This is a genomic window from Desulfomonilaceae bacterium, assembly GCA_041662605.1.
Taxonomy (GTDB): Bacteria; Desulfobacterota; Desulfomonilia; order Desulfomonilales; family Desulfomonilaceae; genus CAJBEZ01.
This window is the reverse complement of record JBAZSD010000011.1, coordinates 65,427-86,404: the sequence shown is the minus strand read 5'-3', so window position 1 is coordinate 86,404 and position 20,978 is coordinate 65,427. Positions and strand designations below refer to the sequence as shown.

The window sequence follows — 20,978 nt, the reverse complement described above, 5'->3', positions numbered from 1 at the left end:
TACTCATCATATAGTAAAATTTCGAACGGCCAAAATTAAACGCATGCTCGACCAACCGATAGCCTTGAGCTGGTTTTCACTAAGAACTATCTTATAAAGCTTTTGGCCTTCAATCCCGATGGTGGATGAATTTGAACAGTCACTGAACAAAATCAAAGCCCAGGGTTCCCGTTGTAAACAGATTACCCACAAACTTCTCAGCTTTGCTCGAAAAACCGATCCTGTCCCCAGGAAGGTAAAGATCAACGACATAGTTAGTGAATCCATCACGTTATGTGAACATAGAGTCACGTCCGGGTCCAAAATGATCAAGGCTGAGCTTGCCGATGGCTTGCAGTTCACCCGTATTTCGCCTTCAGAAGCCCAACAGGTATTTGTGAACCTTATAAATAACGCTCTGGATGAGATTGAATCGAGAGGCGGGGAAATTAAGATCACAACCAGACGAGAGGATGATTATCTAGTGGTGGACATTGCCGACAATGGTCCGGGAATACCGGATTATGTATTACCAAGAATTTTCGACCCCTTTTTTACCACCAAACCTGTGGGGAAAGGCACTGGTTTAGGACTTTCCATCTGCTACGGAATTGTAAAAAAATGGGGCGGTGATATCTCAGTCAATACCAAAGAAGGGGTCGGCACAACCTTTCACATCAGATTTTCAGTCTCAAAAACCAACGCGAATGCCTAAAAAATTACTGTTCATTGCGCCGCCTTTCCTGATATTCTGATTTGGCTTCCTTGGACAACCCAGTCCAACTGAAGTGACTTAATATCAACAGGCTTTTTTCAATAAATCAAATGTCGGATTATTATCTTCTCGGCCTCAGCATTTTTGCCGGGGCCTACATGGCATGGAACATAGGGGCGAACGATGTGGCTAATTCCATGGCCTCGTCGGTTGGCGCTCGCGCCATCACGTTACGTCAAGCCTTGGTGCTCGCGACAGTGCTCACGTTCCTCGGCTCATCTCTGGTTGGGTCGCACGTTGCGCAGACCATAAGGAAAGGCATCGTCCATTCTCAGGTCATAGGGGACCCCCAGATAATTTTGCTCGGGCTGTTGTCAGCCCTCCTTTCCGCTTCACTCTGGGTATGCCTCGCCACGTACCAGAATCTTCCAGTTTCTACTACCCATTCCATTGTAGGGGCAATGATCGGGTTTGGGATCGTAGCCGGAGGATTGTCCGCTGTCAATTGGAAGCAAGTGATATACATCGTGACTTCGTGGATCCTCTCCCCACTATTAACTGCGGCGGGCGCTTTCGTAATGTTCCGGTTCATCGACAAAGCGGTGCTTGCGAGAATGGACACTACGGGCGGGGTTGCCAGGACAACTCCCATCTTGATAGCTGCTACTCTCAGCATAATGACCCTGTCTCTGTTACTTGACACTCCGTTAGGAAGCAAAATTGGTCTGAGTGTAACTGGAGCTTTTATCGCGTCTTTAGGCGTTGGGATTGCAAGTTACATGGTTTTCAAAATTGGATTGGGCATATTGTTAAGAAGAGGAAACAGTTCTCTCGGGGAAGGCGACAAAATTTTTCGGTATCTGCAGGTGATGACAGCCTGCTACGTTGCTTTTGGAAATGGCGCAAATGATGTCGCTAACGCCATGGGGCCGCTGGCTGGTGTTTATTTCATCTACTCTACGGGAACAACAGCGGAATCTTCTCCTATACCGGTCTGGATGCTAGCATTTGGGGGCTCAATGATTTGCGTCGGTATCTGTACGTGGGGATACCGGGTCATCGAAACAGTTGGATCCAAAATTACAGAGCTTAACAATATACGAGGTTTTACCGTCGAGTTTTCGGCTGCGACCTTTATACTCATCGCCTCAATGTTGGGACTGCCGGTTTCCACCACCCACGCGGCCGTAGGGGCCTATATTGGAGTAGGTTTAGCTCGAGGCTTGGCCGCTCTAGATTTGGGAGTACTGTGGAAAATTATGCTCTATTGGATAATTACTGTGCCGGTCGCTGCTGTAACATGCGCTGTGATATATTTTATTCTTTCTACTATTTTTATAGGCAGGTGATTGATGAGAAATCCTCTAACGACCCTGTTTAGGGTGTCGCCGTTCGAAAATGTGTTTAAGCATTCAGTGAGGATTGCGCAATGCGGGCCTCTTTTCGTCACAGCCATCAAGAGCTATTTCGGTGGGGATAGAGACCAGTTTGAGATACTCAAGGATGAAATTAGAGATCTTGAAGCCGAGGCTGACAGGATTAAACGAAACATAAGGGCCCACTTGCCGGCTTCGCTGTTAATGCCTGTAGATAAATCGGTGTTTTTTGCGTTTTTACGCGAGGCGGACAAGGTCATTGATTGCATCAAGAATGCTTTGTACTGGATGTCATACTATAATTTAATTTTGCCCGAAGACATACAAAAGGACTACATCACGTTAGCGAAAGAAGTTGGTGATTACGTAGGCCTTATGCCGGAGATGGTGCTCAGGGCGCACACCTATTTTAACAGCCGGGCGGAAAAAGACCGTCAGTTGGTCAAAGACATGATACGGGAAATACGATGGCGGGAAAAAGAATCCGATGATCTTGAAAAGACCATTTTTATACGTTTGTGCGCAGACGAGTCGATTCCCCCCAGGACATTTTTTCTGACTGTGCGCTTGGTCGAAACAACCGGAGACATAGCTGATCATTTGGAGAATTCTTCTGATATGATGCGGGCTATGATTGCCCGTTGAGATCGATTTATAATTACGTAGCGTATATTCCTCAGACCCGTCGGCTATAATTTAATTTTGCCCGAAGGGATAAGTTTTTAACCTTAGCGACCAATTCGTCAGGCAAGTACTATATATGTCATCCGACAAATCCACATTACTCTGGCGCTTCTATAGCTCACATATGGTAGTTTTGGTATTGGGACTGCTTTTTTTGGGTTATTTCGCTCTAATAGAGTTACGTAAACTACAATCTTATACCATCTCAGAAAGCCTCAAGAAACAGGCTCAGATGGTTGCGGAAATTATCGGCCCCAAACTTTCCGAACGTAATATTCAAGAGATTGACGCTCTGTGCGACAGGCTAACCGCTGAGACTCGTTACAGAATAACCGTAATGGCGCCTGACGGCGTTGTTCTGGGGGACTCAGAATCATCGCCTTCAAGGATGGAAGACCATGCGACCAGACCGGAAGTCAAAGCGGCCATGGCCGGGTCCATTGGCGCATCAACACGATACAGTTTTACCGTCAACACTGATATGGTTTACGTGGCCATTCCGGTCATAAGGGACGGTAAACTCCAAGGAATAATTCGAGTGTCAACTCCTTCAGAGCGATTGAGTCAAATCATCAAGGGATTTTATGTCAAGCTCGGCGCCATGATCCTGTTCCTAATAGTGGCTGTAGGAATCATAAGCCTTCTACTCGCCAATCGAATCAATAAACCTATCGCCGAGATCAGGGACGCGGCTGAAAGATTCGCGAAAGGGGACTTTGGTCAAGTAACACTACAACCGGGCGGGGCCAGAGAAATCGCTGAACTGGCAGCTTCCATAAACGACATGGTTGGACAGCTTCGCGAACGTCTGGACATAATGACCAGACAGAAAAATGAACTCGAATCATTACTCGCCGAGATGGTCGAAGCGGTAGTGGTTGTGGACCAGAAAAAAAGAATAGTTCGAATGAACCAGGCCGCTGAAAATATTTTACAGACTGTTTTCGAGAACGCGGAAGGAAGAAACCTCCTTCAAGCTGTTAGAAACACGGGCTTGAATCAGTTTGTGACAAGGACGCTATCGAGTGCGGCGCCAATTGAAGAAGAATTAACCGTTATCGGAAATCCGGATAGGATTCTCCAGGCCCACGGCGCCCAGATTTCTGATCCTCAGGGCAAACCTGCTGGAGCGCTCATCGTAATGAATGACATTTCCAGGCTGAAGGCCATTGACCAAATACGGAAAGACTTTGTGGCGAATGTATCACACGAGTTGAAAACACCGGTCACATCCATAAAGGGTTTTTTGGAAACCTTGAAGGATGGAGCGATTAATGATCGCGCTACGGCTGAACGTTTCCTGGATATAGCTATAAAGCATACCGACAGGTTGACCAACATAATAGAAGACCTGCTCAAGTTATCCCGAGTGGAACAGGACGCTGATCTCGGGGCCATGAAGCTGGAATCGGCTTCAGTTTGCGATGTCGTCCAGTCTGTTGTAAGATTTCTGGACACTCCAACTACGGACAAAGGCGTCAAGATGGTTGTCGATTGCGACGAGTCCATAACAATTATGATGAACAGACCGCTGTTTGAACAGGCTTTGTCCAATCTGGTGGACAATGCGATCAAGTACAGCTCAAGAGATTCGGAAGTGTCTATTTCAGCTAAACAGGTTGATCAGGAAGTCATTATTCAAGTTCAGGACAAGGGAACTGGAATTCCGTCTGATCAACTCCCAAGAATTTTCGAGAGATTTTTCCGTGTTGACAGAGGCCGTGATAGAAGAACAGGAGGAGCCGGCCTCGGGTTATCGATCGCCAGACACATTGTGAATTTGCATTCCGGCAAGATTGATGTCACCAGTGGAGTTGGCCAGGGCAGCGTGTTCACAATCCGTATTCCGGTATGAAATTTGACCTATAACCGAAGTAATTGACTTGGTCAAAACAAGTGTGTAACCATCAGCAAAAGCAAGAGGATGGAGTCCTCCCAAAAAGCTTCGTTTGAGATGATGACTCCTACCGCGTAGTATAGCGGTGGGAGAGCGCCTTTAGATCCCACCATCCGGTGGGTTTTTCATTTTTGGAGACCGGTTGTGATTCATGAACAGTCAGACCCTGGTTCGATAGGAGATTAAGATGGAGCAAACATGGTATGTGGCGACGATATGGCTTGGGCTGGCTCTTGTCGCAAGTATTATATCAATCAGGACTGCCATATCCGTGGCGCTTGTGGAAATTTGCGTTGGCGTCATCGGCGGAAATTTTCTGGGCCTGGACCCCAAGGTTGAATGGATAAGCTTCCTCTCGGGCTTTGGCGCGATTCTTTTGACATTTCTGGCTGGAGCTGAAATTGAGCCGGAAATTCTTAAAAAGTATGGTAAAGAAAGCGTCGCAATCGGCGTAGTAAGTTTTTTGCTACCTTTCCTTGGAGCGATGGCTTACGCATATTATGTGGCAGGTTGGAGCGCCGACGCTTCAAAGATTTGCGGAGTTGCGCTATCCACAACTTCGGTGGCTGTTGTTTACGCTGTGATGGTCGAAACAGGGCTGAATCAAACGAACTTGGGTAAGATAATTCTTGCCGCTTGTTTTGTCACGGATCTCGGAACCGTCGTGGCTTTGGGCGTCCTGTTCGCTCATTATAATATATGGCTGGCGATTTTCGTATTCCTCACCACGCTCGTGTTGCTGGCTACACAAGGTTTTACCAGATGGTTTTTCAGAACTTTTGGCGGACATGTTAGTGAACCGGAAATTAAATTTCTCTTTTTACTCCTTGTTGGATTGGGATGGCTGGCGACACACGCAAATAGTGAGGCTGTATTGCCCGCTTATTTGCTTGGCCTTGTGGTCGCGGGGATATTCAAAGAAAACCCGCAAATGGTTCGCCATTTACGGACCGCTACCTTTGCGCTCCTGACGCCCTTCTATTTTCTGAAAGCGGGATCAATTATTTCCTTATCGGCCATGTTGCATGGATTCGAATTGATCCTGATTTTGTTAGGTGTAAAGATAGCCGCCAAATTCTTGGGGGTGTATCCTATGGCCGAATTTTTCAGGTTTAAATCCCGGATAGGGATGTACACCACACTTCTCATGAGCACAGGGTTAACGTTTGGAAGCATATCCGCTCTTTTTGGTTATAATCGAGGAATTATCAGTCAGGAACAATACACAATCCTGGTTACCGTCGTGATTGCCAGCGCCGTTGTCCCGACACTTATAGCCCAGTGGTTTTTTCAGCCCAATAAGGCTGACGCTTCTCATTCATGGAAAAAATCGCCGAATTCCTAAACAGGAGGTAAAAATGTACAAGAAAATATTGGTCGCCTTTGACGGCTCGGAAGGTTCAAGAAAAGCGCTAAGAGTTGCCGTGGAAATGTCCGCCATTTTCAAATCTGAGTTGCATTCGATATGTGTCGAAGTGGACCTCCCTCATTACGTAGCTACAATCGGGGAGTTCGCTGAGGTAAAACTTCAGAAAGACGCTTATTTCCAAAAGCTTAACGAAGAAGCGGAGGACTTGGCCGATGAGGCCGGGATCAACTTGACCACTCATATAACCGCTGGTCACGCGGTTGACAGCATTATAGATCTCGCTACTGACGGAGGATTCGATCTTGTGATTGTGGGATTTACCGGTCACAGCAGGATATTCGAACGGATTTGGGGCGGAACATCCAGAAATATAACGAGATTTTCTCCCTGCACTGTATTGATTGTAAAGTAAATCAGCGCAAAATTGGATTGACTACGAATATTTAGCGAGATGTCATCGTTTGGAGATAGACCATGAAATACAGGGCCTTGATTTCCTCGGACTGGAATGAGTGTCTTGCGCCCAGCGGGCCTTTTGATCCCATTGCGTACGCCTATCCAGAGATGGGGCCTGAGTTGAGCTCTATTTTCAGAGAGTATACCGGCAACAGGATATCACTGGAGCTTGCTGTCAGCAGAATTGGCGATTTGCTGCCTGAACCTTTTTCCACGTCGCAGATGGATAATTTCCTGGACACGTCTTTTTCCATCTATCGTGGGGTGCTTGAATTCATCGAATGGGCCAAGACCAGGGACATACTTTTCATGATCAATACCACGGGGATGCAGGGTTTCTTTCAAAGGGCCATAGAAAAGAAACTCATAACCGAAGTTCCTCTGGTAGCGGCCAATCCTCTAATCAGTTATCCTGACGACCAGAACCAATCTCGGTATCGATTCACCGTCAAAAACATACAGGACAAACCCAGGAATACTGAGGCTGCGGCCAGTTCGGTCGGAGTTCCAAGCAACAGAGTGATTGTAATTGGAGACAGCGGAGGAGATGGGCCGCACTTTCAATGGGGCGCTTCAGTGGGAGCCCTCATTGTAGGCTCCATGACAAAAGTTTCTCTCACCAAATACTGCGAAGAGAAAGAAATCCAAATAGATCAACGTTTCGGCATAAGTTATGCTCCAGACGAAACACGCAATTTGGAGCAGGAGATGAAATTTGATTTCATGGATCTGACTCACGTCATTGACGAATTCCTCGGATCAAGACTGTAAGACATAGATGGAAATTCCGTTACTTAGAGATATCGTAGTTATCTGTGGGCTCGCTCTTGGGGTGGCGTTTATTTGCCATCGTTTCGCCATCCCGGATACCGTTGGATTTCTGCTGACTGGAATTCTAGCCGGTCCCCACTGTATGGGTTTGATAAACAACACTCATCAGGTGGAACAGATGGCGGAGATCGGCGTCGTGTGCCTGTTGTTTGCGATCGGTCTTGAATTCTCCTTCAAGAGCCTGTTCAAAATCAAGACTATGGTTCTGGTGGGTGGAGCAATACAGGTAGGGCTTTCCATCGTGGCAGGAGCGCTATTGGCCGGCTTCATGGGGATGGATAGCAACCGGTCTATTTTCTTTGGTTTTTTGCTGTCTCTGAGTAGCACGGCCATAGTCCTGAAAATATTGCAGCAAAGGGCCGAAACCGAAAGCCCTCATGGACGCCTAACACTGGGGATACTAATATTTCAGGACGTGGCGGTAGTGGCCATGATGCTTGCCACTCCCATTATGGCGGGAAAGGGCTCGTCTCTAGGTACTGCTCTGCTTGTCCTGGCGTTAAAAGCCATTGCCATTTCCCTCATTGTATTGGTTTCCACTAAATGGATCGCTCCCAGATTTTTGTTTCAAGTCGCTCGTCTTAGAAACAGGCAGTTGTTTCTGTTGGGAATCGTGCTTGTCGCGCTCGGGGCTACGTGGTTAACATCCGCTCTAGGTCTTTCACTGGCCCTGGGGGCTTTCATAGCCGGCCTCATCGTTTCGGAATCCGAATTTAGCGAGCGGGCCCTTGGGGACATTTTACCTTTCAAGGATTTGTTTACCAGTTTCTTTTTTGTCTCCATCGGCATGCTTCTGGACATAAGATTTGTCCTTAATAATGTAGTAACTGTAACAGGTGTGACTCTGATCGTAATTGTAGCCAAATTCCTGACAGCGGCGACTTCCGCCATGGCGCTGGGACTACCGTTGAGAACCGCTGTCTTGACCGGAGTGGCTTTGAGTCAGGTTGGAGAATTCTCTTTCGTATTGTCAGAAACCGGTTCCGGATTGGGTCTGATTGACCAAAGCGCCTATCAGCTTTTCCTGGGGTTATCAATCATGACCATGATCGCCGCTCCTTTCCTGATTGACTCCGGGAATCGACTCGCAGCGATCGTTCTTTCTATTCCTGTCCCCAAGATCATAAAAAGAGGATTTTCCAAGACAGCGGAACGGCAAAATATCCCGAGACACAAAGACCACCTTGTAATCATCGGGTTTGGTCTCGGTGGGCAAAATCTATCCCACGTAGCTGCTGCCGCTAATATTCCAAGGGTAATAATAGAACTGAATCCAGACACTGTTCGCAGGGAAGCCTCCAAAGGACAGCCTATTTATTACGGTGACGCTACAACCGGTCCAGTATTGAGACACGCCGGTGTCGCTCGCGCAAGGGCTCTTGTAATTATGATTTCTGATCCAGGGGCAACCCGGCGTATTATTGATGCCGCCCGTCGATTGAACTCAGCGGTCCACATCATAGCACGGACCAGATTCGTGTCTGAAATAGAACCCTTGTGCGTCCTTGGAGCCAACGAAGTCGTGCCGGAAGAGTACGAGGCGTCCATAGAAATCCTGGTGCGGGTTCTCAGGAAATACCTGACGCCTCGAGAAGATATCTACAGGTTTGTGACGCAGGTTAGGTCAAATCATTACAGAATGTTAAGAAGTCCGTCGCACAAACCGGCAACCGTATCGGACCTCCCTTTGAAAATATCCGGGACCGAAATATCAACAGTTCGGGTAAAAGACGGCGCGCAGGCAGTTGGAAGTACTATCAGCAACCTTGAAATCAGGAAGAAATACGGCGTGACGGTTCTCGCCATCATAAGGGGAACGGACTTCATCTCCAATCCATCGGCGAATCAGGAAATCCTCGCCGATGACATAGTTGTGCTTTTGGGTAAAGTGGAGTCGATCTCCGAGGTAGAGATAATTTTCCATCCACCGACAGCCATAGAAATTGGCGGCAGTCAATGATCAGAAGCTTGTCCTTTGAAATTGTGTTGTTAAATTAATATGCTGAAAGGTAATCAAAATGAAACTTAAACTAATCCCAGTGTTGTGTTTTGGAGTGGCCATCCTGTTGAATTCCATGACCATGTCTGAAGCCTCAGAACTTCAAGCCATCCGGCTTCCTCAACCACAGATCCTCCAGGGTAAAACTCTTATGCAGGCGTTAAGTGAAAGAAGGACCGCTCGCGAGTTTGCTCCGGAGGACATTCCTCCTCAGACGCTTTCTAACTTGCTTTGGGCGGCTTTCGGAATAAACCGGCCGGAATCTGGAAGACGAACAGCTCCTTCTGCTCTAAACAAGCAAGAAATTGACATCTATGTTGTCACTAAGGCTGGAATATACAGATATGACCCCAAACCCAATCTCTTGATCCCAGTCGCGACTGGAGACATGCGGGCTCTCGCTGGTCTTCAGGGCTATGTGAAGGATGCGCCGCTTAACCTCGTTTACGTAGCAGACTTCTCCAAAATGGGGGCCTCTCAGGACTCTGAAAAAAGATTCCTTTCCGCCGCTGACACCGGCTTTATAAGCCAGAACGTCTATTTATACTGCGCATCAGAAGGCCTCGCCACAGTGGTTCGGGCAGGCATCGACAGGACGAAGCTCGGTGAGGCTATGAAACTTGGAACGGATCAGAAAATAACGCTGGCCCAGACGGTCGGCTATCCTCTGTCCAAGAGCCCCGAACATAGCTTGCCCAAGAAATGAGTTATCCGGACAGCGTTCAAAATTCCTCCGACAAGAAGGAAGCCATGGATCACCGCGAATTGGTGTTTCTGGCTGTGAGTCACATGTTCAACGATGTCAGCCAGGGCGCTGTTCCGGCTATCCTCCCGTTCCTGGTAGCAGATAGGGGCCTGTCCTATGTCGCTGCATCTGGATTGGTATTGGCGGCTACGGTATTGTCTTCCCTAATTCAGCCTTTATTGGGTTACTACTCGGATAGACGCCCTCTTCCGTGGTTGATGCCATTTGGTGTTTTAACCGGAGGGCTTGGCCTGGCTTTGACAGGTATAGCCCCAACATATGCGCTAATAGCAGCGAGTGTCCTTCTTAGTGGATTGGGGGTGGCTGCGTTCCATCCTGAAGGATCCAGATTCGCAAATTATGTGTCAGGGCAACGGGCCACAGGTATGAGTTATTTCACGGTGGGCGGGTCAATAGGGTTTAGCCTCGGCCCTGTTATGGTGACGCCTCTGATTCTGAAATTCGGTCTACCTGGAACGATGTTCATGATAATACCAGCGATTGTTGTGGCTGTCGGCCTGATAAGGGAATTGCCCCGACTATCTTCTTTTCGCCCGTCTGTAAAGGCGACAAGATTGACCGCTGTGGATGACACGGCTCAATGGGGCGCTTTTTCCAGACTGACTGCCGTAATTGTTCTTAGGACATGCCTTTATTTTGGTTTGATGACCTTTATCCCCCTTTATTACGTTCATGTGAGACTGGTGTCCATACCTGAAGCCAATTTTGCTCTAACGGTCATGCTTATTTCCGGCGCTTTGGGATCAGGAATAGGTGGTTTTGTCGCGGATCGTATTGGTCTCAAGAACTTGCTCGTGGGTTCGCTATGCGTTATTCCTCCACTACTTCTGGGGTTTATGGTCACGCATGGAGTTTTTCGACTGGTCTGCCTTGGACTTGTGGGTATGACCACAATCGGGAGCGCGAGCACAGTAGTATTGCTGGGCCAGAGTTATCTTCGATCTCACATCGGTGTCGCGTCGGGTGTAACTCTTGGGGCGGCTATTGGACTTGGCGGTCTCTCTGTGCCGATAATGGGTATAATCGCCGACCATTACGACCTAACAGTAACACTATACTCAATGTTCATTTTTCCTGTCCTGGCCATTGCTTTTGCTGTGACGCTTCCTCACGTCCGCAGATGATTAGTATCTCGTCTTCGGTTTTACCTGGTAGTTTTTTAAACGTTCTCTTGGCCACGTGTCTTAATATGAGTAAAATCACGATAGGCGCTTAACTTAGGTCAGGGTCCGGCAAGCCATTCGTTAAGGGATGCGAAACCGTTTCTCGCCGCTAAAATGATTTCGGAGCCTCCTCCTTGTGACTCAACATAATTTTCCATAAAATCCTTGAAAGACAACCATAGAGATGGAACATCCATGCCGTTGGAGGCGAAATACGCATATCCCTGAAAATCTACGAATCCGAAACAGTCTACGAGATCTTTAGACAACACCAACCCCCCAAGACGTGATCCCTCAGACAGGTACGCAAGTCCCAGGGCCCCGTGTATTGTCCTGATGGCCGATATGTCATCGCAGAGAGGTATTTCCGTTAAGGAATCCCGAGTGTGGCCAAGGAATATTAAATCATTTTCCAGATGATTAGTCCGGGTCCTTGGACCGAAATCAAGGCCACTCGGTTGGATTTCATGTATGATCAGATCCTCTGCGACGGAAATAAAACCGTACAGACGTTCAAGAATTTTTTTATACCGCTCGAGGGTAATCGTTTTTTGTTCAATAGCGCTCAAGGGACCGCTTTTCTCCGCTTCATCATGTAAAGGCATGATTGCCTCTCTCAATCTTTGCATGAATTCTTTCGCCATTCTGATCCGCTCCTATCCAAAAGTGTATTGTAATCAAAATCCGAGATTGTAGTGGTTTAATTCCTACCTTTAAGAAATTATTATATTTTTATCAAGAAACTTCTTCCGGAGAGATATCTGGAAAAAATATGACAATAATCAGAATTTGTGACAGAATTATTTGTATAAGATCATATGATGGGAGGTTTATTTACCCTGGTTTTGCGCCATGTTGCGCCAACACCCAGACTTTCCGTGGATGAGGGGTCAAAATGGAGCCCATCACTGACGAAATAGCCAGAATTATCGACGAGCAGAGGAACGCTATCTCTGAAGCCATTGTCTCCCGCCAGTATGAGCTTCAACCCGAAACATGGAAGCCATACGGGGAAAAAGGTAGACAATTGAGCCTACGGGACTCGAATCATCATTTAAGTTATCTTGTAGCGGCCCTTAACGAGTCTGACATTTCCCTGTTTGCTGATTATGTAGTGTGGGTTAAACAACTCTTCGACGGCATAAGAATCCCGCCCGAAGCCTTACCAACGATGCTTGAACTCGCCGATGAAATTCTGCGTGAACGACTTTCCCCTGAAATGGCGTCAATTACCGGCGAATACATAATAGCCGCAAACAAACAAATACAACATGAAGTTGGGACCCAATCCTCTTTTATTACACATGACGCCCCCCTCCATGACATGGCCAAGCAATACCTGGAGTCGCTTTTGAACGGTGACAGGCGTTTGGCTACCATTCTCATAATGGAGGCTGTTGACAAGGGTGAAAGCATCAAGGACATTTACTTGTACGTTTTTCAACGTTCCCAGTATGAAATTGGTCGCCTGTGGCACTCAAATAGAGTTAGTGTAGCTCAGGAACATTACTGCTCGGCCGCCACTCAACTCATCATGTCGCAACTTTACTCGCGAATCTTCTCGAATGAGAAAATCGGTCGAACATTGGTGGCCGCTTGCGTAGGGGGTGAGCTTCATGAAATCGGAGTCCGCATGGTAGCGGACTTTTTTGAGATGGAAGGATGGGACACCTACTACATGGGCGCAAACACCCCCGCATCCAGCATTATTGAAGCAATAGATAAACGGCATGCCGACGTCGTCGGAATATCGTCCTCTACGCCACTCCATAGAAGCGCATTAAAGGACCTGATCTCAAGTATTCGTGAATTTGACCCGAATAAGAAAGTGAAGATTTTGGTAGGCGGTTACACATTGCGTACGTCTCCGGAATTGTGGAAACGCCTCGGGGCAGATGGTTTTGCCGAGGACGCTCAACAGGCTATTGCGCTGGCAAATCGAATAGTCGCGGAAAAGTCTCTTTCATGAAACCTGACGGACCTGAAATGGGAATTGTCTTCTCTTGCGATCTTGATGGAACCATCCAGGAAGTGATTCAGGATGGGCTTGGCCTTTCTGACAGAATGCACCCAGGAAAGCCTCTTTCTACTATTGTGGATAGGGGTAGCCTAATCAAGTCCCTGAACTTTATTGTAGAGATCAAGTCTCATGGCGCTGTCTTTGGTTGGCAACTTGGCATGCGTATTTTTGACAGTGTTGAGATTCTAAGCTTTGCTGGTGTTCTATGGAATGAAAGGCTATTGATCATCGGAGCCAAAACTACTGACGGGTTGGAAAAACTCCTTAATGAGATGGTTCAGATGGGAGCCGAACAAATCAATAGTCTTCGTTCAGCGATGAAAGATCGAGAGCAACTAGTAAAAAACCGAGAGCAGACAGATAGTACACTTTACGATGAATTGGGTCGACTCAATAACGAGCTTGCAAATTTGCAACGGGAAGTTACCAAAAAAAATGTTGAATTGGAAAAACTCAATGAAGAAAAGAACCGTTTTCTCGGAATAGCGGCCCATGATTTACGAAACCCTCTTAACGCAATACAGATTTATAGCGAGTTCTTGCTGGATGAAGCCGCTGATGCCCTTAATCAGGAACAAATGGGGTTTGTTTCAATAATACATTCCTCAAGCCGGTTTATGCTCCAGCTTGTTAATGATCTTCTTGACGTGGCCAAGATTGAGTCAGGGAAATTGGAGTTGGAACTCGCGAACACTGATTTGATAGGCTTGATTGAGCGCAACCTTGTTCTAAACAACGCGATGGCCTCTAAGAAACAAATTAGGCATACCTTTAATCATGATGCTCATATTCCCAATATTCAGATCGACGCGGCAAAGATCGAACAGGTTCTGAACAACCTCATAACTAACGCCCTGAAGTTCTCTAGTTCTGGAAGTGTCATAAACGTGAACCTTGTCCGAACTGATGATGAAGTCATCTTGTCAGTCAAAGATCAAGGTCAGGGAATACCCGCGAACGATCTTGACAAACTGTTCAAACCATTTCAAAGGACAAGTGTAAAGACAACTGATGGTGAAGAAAGCACCGGCCTGGGTCTCGCAATCGTACGCAAGATCGTGTTGGGCCACAAGGGGCGAGTCTGGGTTAAGAGCGAAGTCGGCCGAGGAACCACGTTCTATGTCGCTCTTCCCTTAAGCCCCGCAAAATGAGGTTGTCCTCAACTGTATGCGGTCCAGACCGGCCTAAGTGAGAATGGGACTTTTCGTCCTAAGAAACACCGGGGATAGGGCGCCAAACATGAAACAGATCGTTCGTTCTTCCTGTCGTGGTTGTCACGGAGTGTGTCAGGTACTAGTCCACACTGAGGACGGTTGTGTGACAAAAGTGACCGGGGATCCGGAAAGCCCTACGAGTCGGGGCTACATCTGTCCAAAGGGAAAAGCGGCGCCGGAACTGCTTTATCACCCCGACAGAATCACCACCCCTCTGAGACGGACGGGCGAGCGTGGACAAAATCGCTGGACGCCAATTTCCTGGGAAGAAGCTTTAGGTGAAATGGCCGAGAAATTCGGTCGGATAAGACAAGAAAACGGCCCGGAATTTTTGGCGGTAGCGCAGGGGACTGGACGACCCTACACGGAATTTACCATTCGATTCGCGAACGCTTTTGGAACACCCAATTTCATTGGCCCCGGGCATGTTTGTTACATCCCGAGGGTTATGGCAAGCGGTATGACTCTCGGGAGACTTCCGGTGGCTGACATTTATGGTTTCGGGGGAGACAAACCTGCTTGCATCCTGATTTGGGGCTGCAACATCACTCACTCGGGAGCCGCAGACGGAATGTGCGGGGGCATGCTGGAACGAGCTATAAAAAAAGCTCAAAAAGTAATCGTCATAGACCCACGTCGGATAGGACCTGTCGAAAAAGCTGACTATTGGCTCAGAATAAGACCGGGTACTGACGCAGCGCTGGCGCTCGCAATGATTCACGTTGTCATCAGAGAAAATTTGTTCAATCACGATTTCGTGGAAAATTACACCTTTGGATTCGACAAACTGATTGAACATGTCAATACTTTCACCCCTGAATGGGCTTCATCCATTACACGAATCCCGGCGGAAACCATTCAATCGGTCGCACGCGCATACGCCACGACTGCTCCGGCTTGCATTCAGTGGGGTAACGGAGTGGATATGAACTCGTGCAATTTTCAAACAGCGCGAGCCTTGCTAATTTTGAGCGCGATTACCGGTAACGTAGATAGACCTGGAGGGGATGCGCTTTGGGTTCCTCCGGAACGAATAAAGCCAAAATCTGTTTTCATCAACCCCGATCAGGCGGGTAAACACTTCATGCCGCCCGAATCAAGAAAACGGATGCTGACAGGTGGCATGTTTCCGCTCTGGGCTGAAACGCCGCATGCTCCATCATTCTGGCGATCTCAAGTGAGTGGCGACCCTTACCGTGTTAAAGCCATGTGGATTGTAGGGTCAAATCCTTTGCTTACCCAAACCCAATCACTCCAAATAGAAGCGGCCCTAAAAGACCACATGGAATTTACCGTGGTTTCGGATTTCTTTCTTACACCTACCGCTCAGCTTGCTGATCTGGTCCTGCCAGCGGCTACATGGCTTGAACAGGACGACGTTGTAAGCCTTCACAAAATCTGGTGTGTAATCGCTCGCAGGAAAGTAGCGCAGGTTGGAGAATCTCGGGACGATCGACATGTCATCCTGGACATTGCGCGCCGTTTAGGGCTACAGGAAGCGTTTCCGTGGACAAGCTGGTCAAATTATATTGATTGGTTGCTTGAAGATAGCGGTATGAATTTCGACGAGTTCTGTCAAAGATCAATCGTAGTTGGGAAAATGCGGTATCACAAGTACAGAACCGATGGATTTCAAACCCCTACCGGGAAATTCGAAATCTATAGCACTATTGTTGAGCATATTGGCGCATCTCCCCTACCCGTGTATCGAGAACCAGCGTATTCCCCTGTATCGCGACCCGATCTTGCCCTGGATTATCCGTTGATTCTTGTCTCCGGATCCAAGAACCGTTATTTCTTCCATTCCGAACTCCATCAAATTGCTTCGCTCCGCAAGAACAGCCCCGACCCGATCGTTGAAATTCATCCGAAAACCGCTGACTCTTTGGGGATTTCAGATGGGGATTGGGTGTGGATAGAGTCTCCATACGGTTCAGTTCAAATGAGGGCCAGGCTCTTTGACGGCATTGCCCCTGACGTGGTTTACGCCCAGCATGCTTGGTGGTACCCTGAAGACAAGCCCCCGGAATATGGCTGGAAACGTTCGAGTGTGAATCTTTTGTTTGGAAATGACGGCTACGACCCTGAAACAGGAAGCGAACCGATGAAGTGTTACCTCTGCAGAATAAAAAAATCTGAATAACTGACAGATCGGTCGAGACGTCCAGGTTCCCAAGTGATCATGTCTACTGGGATTCATGGTCTTTTTACCAACATGTATCAGGGGCGGATGATGAGGTTCCGGTTTGTAGTTATCTGCGAAATGCCTTTCCAGTTTATCGCCGCCGCATGGTCCTGCTCAGAAAGACTATCGAGGATCCGCAATCTGTTCACGTCTCTCTTGACGATTATCAAACTATCAAGAGGAATGAGTCCTCTTGTTACGCTACCCCTTGCAATAACGCCTTGGGGAGAGACGGAGGCTGTTCTTCCTTCATCGTCCTTGAAAGCTTCACCTTGTGAATAAAGGAAGTATGCGTAAATATTCCTGTTTCGATAAAGAATCCTCGCCCATTCTCCAAGGCCGTCCACGCCTTGAAAAACAACGGCTCGGTCTACTCCTCCGGCGGTAATGTAGGACTGCAAATCGAGGAACAGGAATGTAGATCCTGGAGCCACTTGAGGGGCTTGCTCCAACAAAGTCCGGGTTAGTCTTTGCCTCTGACGTTCAGCGTCCTGCCACTCGTGGCGTAGACCAGCCATGAACGCGGCCATTAGACATATGGCAATTATCGCGAGGGTGTGGGTCAGCGCTCTGGTTCTTGGATGAGCAGGAGCCACAACGATGGATGCGAGAAGAATGGCTAACCCGAAAGAAGCTGACGAATAGATCCTGCTCTGACTCGTGAAACCAATGGTTGAATTGTAGCCGGCCATGAGGTACGGAAGCATTCCCAAGATTACAAATGTGATCCCCAACATTCCGATATATAAGAAACCCTGGTTCCAGCGCTCCAACTTTTGAACTTGTGACGGAGGGCTCCTTCTCAGTGAATAAAAGACAAGAGCGGCCAGGACCAGGGCTGCAGGGGTCGCCCACAACCAGGACACGGAGTCTCCCGGAATATCATGGAACGGAAATGCGGCGTAAATTACAAGGTTCGAAAAGTATTTGAACACCAAGTCGATAGGGGGGATCAGGGAACTTTGTTTAACGGCTCCTCCTGAAAACACAAGGAAGCGGACCAAGACAAATAGGGCGAAGCTGCCAGCAATACCTGCAAACAGCCTGATAAAAAAAGCTTTTTCGTTGACGGCTTTTTCGCCCAGGCTATAGACTGGCCACACTAAGAGCGGAACGCCAAAAAGGATAAAAGTCGTGTTTTCATATGTAAACGCTGCCAGTAGGTAGAAAAGAGCCGGCGGGATCAAGCCGATCCATGAACAGGAACGTTGCGCCCAGCGCTGAAAGCTGAATGCCGAAATCCAGAAAAACAACATGGACAGACGCGAATTGTCGGTGTGAAACATATAAATGAGGTTTGAAACCGGAGTAAGGAAGAATGCGAGAAAAGCCCCTATTACAGGCAATGAAGCTTTTGAGGGAAATGCACGTTTTAAGGTACTAGCCAGTAGCAAACATGAGCCTGCTGACAAGATCAGCGCCGAAAGAGTATACAAAATTCTGTTTAAGCCGAACACATCAAAAACTAGAACAGTATAAATACCTTCTATGGGACGGCTGGACGCCTTGACGTATTCCCAAATTGATTGAGGAAAGGGGAACCAGTAGGGCCAGGAAAATTGCCACCAGTCATCCCCCTGAAATCCTATGTTACCAATTAAAAGGGCAAGGCTTAAGCTGAAGGTAAACAGGACCAAAGCAATTAGCGGAATAGTATTTATCTCAGCCGACGTTTTCAATTTGGTTTTCCGGCATTCTTTTTCTCTGGACCAAAAGCAACAGCGCAGGCAGCGTAACCAAAGTCAGAGGCACGGCTGAAAGCATCCCAACAATCATGGACCACCCGAGGAACTCCATGGAATAATGCCTCGATGTTACCATGGCCACAAAACCGGCCATTATGGTCAAAGAAGTTAGAACAGCTCTAGGAGTCACTCTGATCATGGTTTTCTGAATGTCACTGTTTTGCTCGTGAAGGCTGCCCATTACGACATGGATGCCATTGTGGATACTAAACCCAAAAACGAGAGGCGCAACACAGACCACCGAAAACGGTAGACCGGCTCCGACAAACCCGGCAGCTCCTAGAGTCATGGCAAAGGAACCGATCATCGGGATCAAACACAAGCCAACTCCCAGAGGATTCGGGAATACGGCCAGAAATATCAGAATTAATGAAACAAACGCATACATTCCCAAACGCACGAGTTCATCGACCAGGCTCGACAAAATGGCCTCCATGGTCTGACGTGTTCCCGATATATGGACGACAACCGGCAACCCTTTAACCGCCTCCAGAATCTCGTGATCGACTTTTCTCAGATCCTCAGGATTGGTAATGGCGTCTGAATACCGGACGTCGGTAAGGAATCTATACTTATCCTTTATCTTGGCTACGAACATGGCCTTTTCTGTGGGATCGTTGACATCCTGGTCATTATGATCGCTCTCAACAAGATCAGACATCATCTTCCCGGTGGAATCGAATGATTCTTCAAGTTTGTTCTTGGCAAACGTCGAATAGTCAGAGTTTTGAAGCTCGCGCTCGAAAATCTTTCTCAAATTTGGCCATGATTTAACTATTCCCGAAAGGATCTCGATGTTTTTCCGCTGAACTTTTTCAGGAGCCATGAAACGCGAAATAGAATCAAAAGAAGCTATTTCCGAAGATTTGGCCATGATTGATTCGAGTATGCGATCAAGCTCTCTCTGAACAGTCAATCCTTCCTGAAAATCTTTAACATCAAAGCTCAATTGAGTTGATTGAGAGAAGTTTGAATGAAATTTCGCGGAAATTTTCTGGGATACGGCCATAGATGTCATATCGCTTGCAAGGAAAACCTTGAAAAGATCCTTCTCGTAGGTGACTCTGGAAGCGTAAAAGGCGCTCACGCAAATGAGAACGATCGATACCGCTACAATTATCACAGGATTACGTCGGTAGAGACCGGCAAGGAATCCGAATGACACCATCATCTTCGGGTAACGGTCCTTTTTTTGGCTTGATAAAATCGAGACCATAGCCGGAAGAAGAAACAGTGTTGACACTATGGTCAAGGCAAGACCTGTCGCCCCGAAATAACCGAATTGAGTCAGCGCGGGCTGATTCGACAGGCATAGGCATAGAAAGGCTACTATGCCAGTGAGAGCGCCTAAGATCACTGGTGGTCCCGTTTGTTCATAAGATGTGAGGATTGCGTCCCTACAAGAACCATGGCGATCGAACTCTTCGCGGAAGCGACCCCAAAGATGAACACCATACTCTGCCCCAAGTCCGAGCAGAACTCCTGTAGCCCCCATGACCACCGGATTGACCTCATCGTAAGCGAGATAGAGTAAACCGTAGTTCGGGCCTATGCCGGCAGCCAATGGGATCATGAGTATGATGGCTGAAATGAAGCTTCTGTATATTGCCAGGAATGTAAACAAAACCAGCCCGAAGCTTATGATAAGAAGCCTTGATGTCTCTTCGTCAAAGATTACATCCGACTCGTACTGAAAGGCCGTCTTACCTGTTAACTCCCACTTGAGTTCTTTGATGTCCTTGACAACGTTTACGGTTTTGTTTAGTTCAGCAATTTTCGGAGGAATGAATTTGTTCAGGTGTTCGACCAGCGTTTTGGACTTTACTATGTCTGAGCTTGGAAATTGCGGAGTGATCTGAATAAGATATAATGTCGCGTCAGGGCTGGATATAAGGAGATAAGGATCACCTACCCCAATAGGCCCGGTTTGTTTTTCCATGGACTGCGCCACGAAATTGGAAAGTTCGAGGGGATCGCTCAGCAACTGTTTCTCCAAATGAGAATTCTCAAGCAAAATTAGATGATTTCGAGTCCTTCTGAATGCGTCCTTGACTCCTTCAGGGCTGAGTATCGCCTCTATTCCTTTTCTCTCATTTGCTGTCATGCCGAGCAAAAAATGCTTGAAGAGCGTTTCAACGTCTTTTGGGTTGTCTGGATCAATCAACCTGTATCTAACTCGCTCAACCCCCGGCACAGTTGCTATGCTTTCGCCTAGATCCTGAATATATTGCAGTCGGTTCCTTCCTGGGGGCTCCGGGAATTCGAGCACCAGCACCAGGGATTCTTGTTCGCCAAAATATTGATTGTTTTCTTTTGTAAGATTTATGACCTGGTTACTTTTGCCTACGCCTGCCAGGAGGTTTGTGCTCGTCACAATAAAGGGCATGCTGGCAAAACCAAGAGCAGCTATTATTGCGCTGGTGATTAGCGCCGAATATGGATGATTCAGAGATGTCAGCGCTATTTTGCGCAGCAGAAACAGGAGCCATTTCATTGGATGATTCCAGAAGGCATATATTTTAATAAGGTTAAAAACCTGTAACAGTTGGGATTTTATGTGTCAACACTTCGGCTCAATG

The 20,978-nt window shown here is 47.5% G+C and carries 16 protein-coding genes and 1 riboswitch; of the genes, 13 read left to right on the top strand and 3 right to left on the bottom strand.

All coding sequences use genetic code 11. The annotated features are described in order from the left end of the window. Positions 1-118: 118 nt before the first annotated feature. The 10 genes from WC647_10730 to WC647_10685 all read left to right on the top strand — a co-directional run bounded on the left by WC647_10730 (position 119) and on the right by WC647_10685 (position 11,196). Complete coding sequence (locus tag WC647_10730; GenBank protein ID MFA6222774.1) at positions 119-694, top strand: HAMP domain-containing sensor histidine kinase; 576 nt, start codon at positions 119-121, stop codon at positions 692-694. Between the two features lie 110 nt (positions 695-804). Continuing rightward, the gene (locus tag WC647_10725; protein ID MFA6222773.1) at positions 805-2,043 is read left to right on the top strand and encodes an inorganic phosphate transporter; all 1,239 of its coding nucleotides are present in this window, start codon (positions 805-807) and stop codon (positions 2,041-2,043) included. Positions 2,044-2,046: 3 nt separating this feature from the next. Then, positions 2,047-2,715 (top strand): DUF47 family protein, encoded by a 669-nt coding sequence (locus WC647_10720; GenBank protein ID MFA6222772.1) that lies wholly within the window; start codon positions 2,047-2,049, stop codon positions 2,713-2,715. Between the two features lie 115 nt (positions 2,716-2,830). Next, complete coding sequence (locus tag WC647_10715) at positions 2,831-4,609, top strand: ATP-binding protein (protein MFA6222771.1); 1,779 nt, start codon at positions 2,831-2,833, stop codon at positions 4,607-4,609. Positions 4,610-4,665: 56 nt separating this feature from the next. Beyond that, a riboswitch (Fluoride riboswitch) is annotated at positions 4,666-4,728 on the top strand. A 110-nt stretch (positions 4,729-4,838) separates the two neighbouring features. Then, a complete protein-coding gene (locus WC647_10710) occupies positions 4,839-5,996 on the top strand; it encodes a cation:proton antiporter (GenBank protein ID MFA6222770.1) in 1,158 nt (385 codons plus the stop codon). Positions 5,997-6,009: 13 nt separating this feature from the next. Continuing rightward, positions 6,010-6,432 (top strand): universal stress protein, encoded by a 423-nt coding sequence (locus WC647_10705; protein ID MFA6222769.1) that lies wholly within the window; start codon positions 6,010-6,012, stop codon positions 6,430-6,432. 62 nt (positions 6,433-6,494) lie between these two features. After that, a complete protein-coding gene (locus WC647_10700) occupies positions 6,495-7,247 on the top strand; it encodes a hypothetical protein (GenBank protein MFA6222768.1) in 753 nt (250 codons plus the stop codon). 7 nt (positions 7,248-7,254) lie between these two features. Continuing rightward, positions 7,255-9,267, top strand: coding sequence for a cation:proton antiporter (locus tag WC647_10695; protein ID MFA6222767.1), 2,013 nt, complete (start codon positions 7,255-7,257; stop codon positions 9,265-9,267). Between the two features lie 58 nt (positions 9,268-9,325). After that, entirely contained in the window at positions 9,326-10,012 is a 687-nt protein-coding gene (locus tag WC647_10690) for a SagB/ThcOx family dehydrogenase (protein ID MFA6222766.1), read from the top strand. A 44-nt stretch (positions 10,013-10,056) separates the two neighbouring features. Further along, positions 10,057-11,196 (top strand): MFS transporter, encoded by a 1,140-nt coding sequence (locus WC647_10685; GenBank protein ID MFA6222765.1) that lies wholly within the window; start codon positions 10,057-10,059, stop codon positions 11,194-11,196. A 98-nt stretch (positions 11,197-11,294) separates the two neighbouring features. Here the strand turns inward: WC647_10685 and WC647_10680 are convergent, their stop codons facing one another. Then, positions 11,295-11,879 (bottom strand): biliverdin-producing heme oxygenase, encoded by a 585-nt coding sequence (locus tag WC647_10680; GenBank protein ID MFA6222764.1) that lies wholly within the window; start codon positions 11,877-11,879, stop codon positions 11,295-11,297. A gap of 251 nt (positions 11,880-12,130) precedes the next feature. Here WC647_10680 and WC647_10675 point away from each other — a divergent pair, with 251 nt between their 5' ends. From WC647_10675 to WC647_10665, 3 genes are all read left to right on the top strand, one after another. After that, complete coding sequence (locus WC647_10675; GenBank protein MFA6222763.1) at positions 12,131-13,204, top strand: cobalamin-dependent protein; 1,074 nt, start codon at positions 12,131-12,133, stop codon at positions 13,202-13,204. After that, complete coding sequence (locus tag WC647_10670; protein ID MFA6222762.1) at positions 13,201-14,406, top strand: HAMP domain-containing sensor histidine kinase; 1,206 nt, start codon at positions 13,201-13,203, stop codon at positions 14,404-14,406. The genes WC647_10675 and WC647_10670 overlap by 4 nt, the downstream gene beginning before the upstream one ends. An 88-nt stretch (positions 14,407-14,494) precedes the next feature. Then, positions 14,495-16,612: a molybdopterin-dependent oxidoreductase gene (locus WC647_10665; protein MFA6222761.1), complete on the top strand. Its 2,118-nt coding sequence runs from the start codon at positions 14,495-14,497 to the stop codon at positions 16,610-16,612. Positions 16,613-16,689: 77 nt separating this feature from the next. Here the strand turns inward: WC647_10665 and WC647_10660 are convergent, their stop codons facing one another. Beyond that, a complete protein-coding gene (locus WC647_10660) occupies positions 16,690-18,333 on the bottom strand; it encodes a hypothetical protein (GenBank protein ID MFA6222760.1) in 1,644 nt (547 codons plus the stop codon). Next, positions 18,317-20,893 carry an MMPL family transporter gene (locus tag WC647_10655; GenBank protein MFA6222759.1) on the bottom strand — a complete coding sequence of 859 codons (2,577 nt, stop codon included), beginning with the start codon at positions 20,891-20,893 and terminating at the stop codon, positions 18,317-18,319. The genes WC647_10660 and WC647_10655 overlap by 17 nt, the downstream gene beginning before the upstream one ends. Positions 20,894-20,978 lie beyond the last annotated feature (85 nt).